Here is a 3,421-nt window from a genome sequence, read left to right as displayed (position 1 = left end):
ATCCTGCATATTCGCTACACGATTCGCCAAGCAGCCGTGCCTCGCACCGCCACAGTTTCACAGCCCTAGTACCGGCTTGCCAGACTGGACGCGTTGATAGCCAAGGAGAAACCAAGGCAAAAAAAGCCTGCATCTCTGCAGGCTTCTCTTTATGTCACTATCTGGCTCCACGACCTGGACTCGAACCAGGGAGCCAATGATTAACAGTCATTTGCTACCGACTAGTCACAACTGGGCCACGAAAAACGTGCTAGAGAAATAGAATCGCTGCATAGCGTGAGTACGCGAATACGTCACGCCACGAAAGTTAGTCGGGTTGGGTTGGCTTGTCAAAGCGTGGCAAAACAATGACCTGTAGGAAAAGGAGGCGTCCTCTGTCAGCTACCGAGCAATCTTCATGCCTCACTTAACTTCCTGACCAACGTAGCCGCCATTAGCTTCAACGTTCTGCTCTCTGCCTCAAATCCTTCATCTAGAGCGCGTAAGACCTGCGCCCTGTCATAAATGTAGCCAGCCAAAAAAACTGACTCAATTGATTCAATTGCATGAATGACAACCGACTCCTCTCCAGCTTTTAGAAGCGTTAGCAAAACACGCAACGCCCGCTCATCATTCGAGTCACCGAGAGACTCCGCGCACCGACCTCGCCAGACTTCAGACTTCGCCAGAAGAGTAGATTCAAGTTCGTCCCAGCTTGAATTATCAAACTGAGAGATCTTGGAGGCCGCGACATCAATTCCTACATCCGACCAGTAATCTTCTGACCCTATTGAATCCAGCAAAAATTCATATTCTTTAAACATATTTCACCTATCAGAATTTCGTCGGATCCGTACAGCCTCTGCCACAAGGATAGCCAGCAGTAACGCGTTCCCCAACCTTGATGACCTCAACTTTTACCCCGTTAACTGTCGTTTGATGCAACGAGGCGCCATCGGCCCTCGTCGCAAGCGCCGGGCCATTTCCAGTAGCTCGAACGGCACTCATCGTTTGTGCATCCGACCAGGACGCGGGGAACAAGGTGCTCGTTTTAATCTTCGAAATATTCACATCAGTAAACTGCGCCACCAATTTTGCATTTCGCGTCCCGTCAGCGTTGCTCGACAACACCTCCACAGGGATCCCTCAGGGTCAGACACCGTTTACCCCATGAGCCCGCCATTCAGCGCGAGGCGATTGTCGGCCCGAATTAGATACAGCATCATCACTCGATTCGTTTCGTCACCTACCTCAAAGTCAATAAATCCGCCCCGTTTAGGATCCCCTTTATCAATTTTACTTACCACGCAGCGTGACGGTTCGAGGGTGTCGACGTTCCGGAATGCTTAATTTTTTCAATTTCCGCGTTGACCGCTAAATACTTATCAACATATTTTTCCGGAGTGCGCTTGTGAAGTTCCCCCAAAATCGACACCAGACTTTCATGAATAGCCAAGTCTGTAGGCTTTATTTCCATAGCATCCTCATAACACTGCAAGGCGCCTTCAAGATCTCCCACCTTAACCAACATCGCACCTAGTTCAAGATACGTATCGACAAATGAAGGTTCGGCTTCAATGGCGGCCTGATAATACTTGAATGCGTCGACAACATTTGACGCACGCTCATTCGATACGCCTGCAAGGAAAAGATATCGAGCTATGACTTGATCAGGGGCCAACTGGGTAGCGACTTCATAATGCTTAATAGCCTGGGCAAAGTTACGCTGATAGAAACATATATCACCTAAACATTCAGCACATGCATAATCAGACAGTGAATGCGAGCAGGCCTTGAAATATTCAATTGCATTTTCGACAAGCCCGGTTGAGAGGTACCGAATCAGTTGTCTCTTAACATCATTAAAATCAGACTCGTTCACAGCTACTCTCCAACTACTCTAACGGGACTGCTCAGGGTCAGCCGCCATTTACTGCGCGCGGGCTGCCCCCCTTTAAACTCTTTATTTTATCGCCCAGCATACTTGGTTCAAAATTTACTTCTATTGAAACGACCAGTCATGCACCGATATCAATTCGATCTTCTGATTAGACTCATACTCCAACGGTGCTCTATAGTCGGTAATAAAGCTGACCCCCTCTATATATTCACCATTTTCAATAATCAGAAACTCATCATCCACATCATTAAAATCCAACTCGTAAAAATCCTCAAGCAGCAGTAGGTCACTGCCAGGCATAACCACTTTAAACTTTCCTTGATAGCCTCTACCAACCACAATCCTATATAGCTTATTGCCCTCTCCGAAATCCAATGAAACCCAGTCATTCCGATAGCTGAAAGACTCCACGACTGCACCTACATCGATGGCGGAGCCCACCGGCGTTCGAACGCCAATCCAACCTGAACTTTCGAGCAAAATTTTATTAAGAGCGGAGTTTGAGTCGTACCACTCCACAGCGCCAATTTTTTCCTGAACACAGGAAAAGTCTTCGCCCAAATAAAAACCAGCCGCACTCAAGCCAGGACTCAACTCAGCCATAAGATCAGGAAATAATAAAGTCATTCACCATCACTCCTAGTTTTTCCATTCCCCAGCTTCATATTTTAACCGACTTCCCTGCTTATCATAATACTGCTGATAGCTGGTTATCGTTCTAGGCTTGAAACCTGTGAATGACAATCGACTCCTCTCTAGCTTTTAAAAGCGTTAGCACAACGCGCAACGCCCGCTCATCATTCGAGTCACCTAGAGACTCCGCGCACCGACCTCGCCAAGCCTAAGACTTCGCCAGCAGAGCAGATTCAAGATCGCTCTCCGGGGTTTAGGGTGAATGTGTGGGAATCCCTCAGGGTCCGTCTGCTTTTTTGATTTATTTACCATGCGGCGTGACGATTCAACGGTATAGACTTTCCGGAACGCCTCATCTTTCAACTGTCGCTTTGGACGCTGAGAACAATAGTCAACGGCCTTTTCGCCAAGCCCGCTTTACCCCATGCGTTGCTAACAGAAACGGGACTCACTAATGCCTAAAGATGATTGATTTTGCGAAGTCTGCATACTTATAAAACCAACTTAACGCAAAAAAAATCGAGAATGGCATTCCCAACCATACAAATACCACATCAAATTCCACCTCAAACCCTGCAGAAATAAACAGGACTGGCAACAATGCCAGCAGGCATCCTATGGAAAGCATTACGACTAAAACACCCGCCGCCATTATTGCCGAGAACATCAACTTACTAATCGTCACCCTTAGCCTCCTCGTAAAAGCCGTAGCCCTTATAACCCACTCCGCCGACATACACACCTAGCGCCGTACCAAACGGGGTTTTCGTGCCTAACAACGTGACTCCCCAGGGTCAGACCCCATTAACCGGTTCAAACAGAACGGGAACAGGCCTATAACCAAGCGGTCCTGGATACGCTGAGCACCCGCTTCAACAGCCAGACGCTCTTCAACTGGCAGGCCGGCCG

General features: G+C 48.0%; 5 protein-coding genes. All 5 read right to left on the bottom strand.

Annotated elements, in window-relative coordinates:
• Positions 1-395: 395 nt before the first annotated feature.
• Positions 396-803, bottom strand: a complete 408-nt coding sequence (locus BMX59_RS29945; RefSeq protein ID WP_093128602.1) for a hypothetical protein — start codon at positions 801-803, stop codon at positions 396-398.
• Positions 804-813: 10 nt separating this feature from the next.
• Complete coding sequence (locus BMX59_RS31270; RefSeq protein ID WP_371914398.1) at positions 814-1,110, bottom strand: EndoU domain-containing protein; 297 nt, start codon at positions 1,108-1,110, stop codon at positions 814-816.
• Positions 1,111-1,279: 169 nt separating this feature from the next.
• Complete coding sequence (locus BMX59_RS29935; protein WP_093128596.1) at positions 1,280-1,861, bottom strand: tetratricopeptide repeat protein; 582 nt, start codon at positions 1,859-1,861, stop codon at positions 1,280-1,282.
• A gap of 120 nt (positions 1,862-1,981) precedes the next feature.
• Positions 1,982-2,506, bottom strand: coding sequence for a hypothetical protein (locus BMX59_RS29930; RefSeq protein WP_093128590.1), 525 nt, complete (start codon positions 2,504-2,506; stop codon positions 1,982-1,984).
• A gap of 457 nt (positions 2,507-2,963) precedes the next feature.
• On the bottom strand, positions 2,964-3,197 hold the full coding sequence (locus BMX59_RS29925) for a hypothetical protein (protein ID WP_092250874.1): 234 nt from the start codon (positions 3,195-3,197) through the stop codon (positions 2,964-2,966).
• Between the last annotated feature and the right edge of the window lie 224 nt (positions 3,198-3,421).

Source organism: Pseudomonas sp. NFR09, assembly GCF_900111535.1.
Classification (GTDB): Bacteria; Pseudomonadota; Gammaproteobacteria; order Pseudomonadales; family Pseudomonadaceae; genus Aquipseudomonas; species Aquipseudomonas extremorientalis.
Note: the sequence above shows the minus strand (reverse complement) of the source record. Positions and strands in the feature narration are given on the sequence as shown.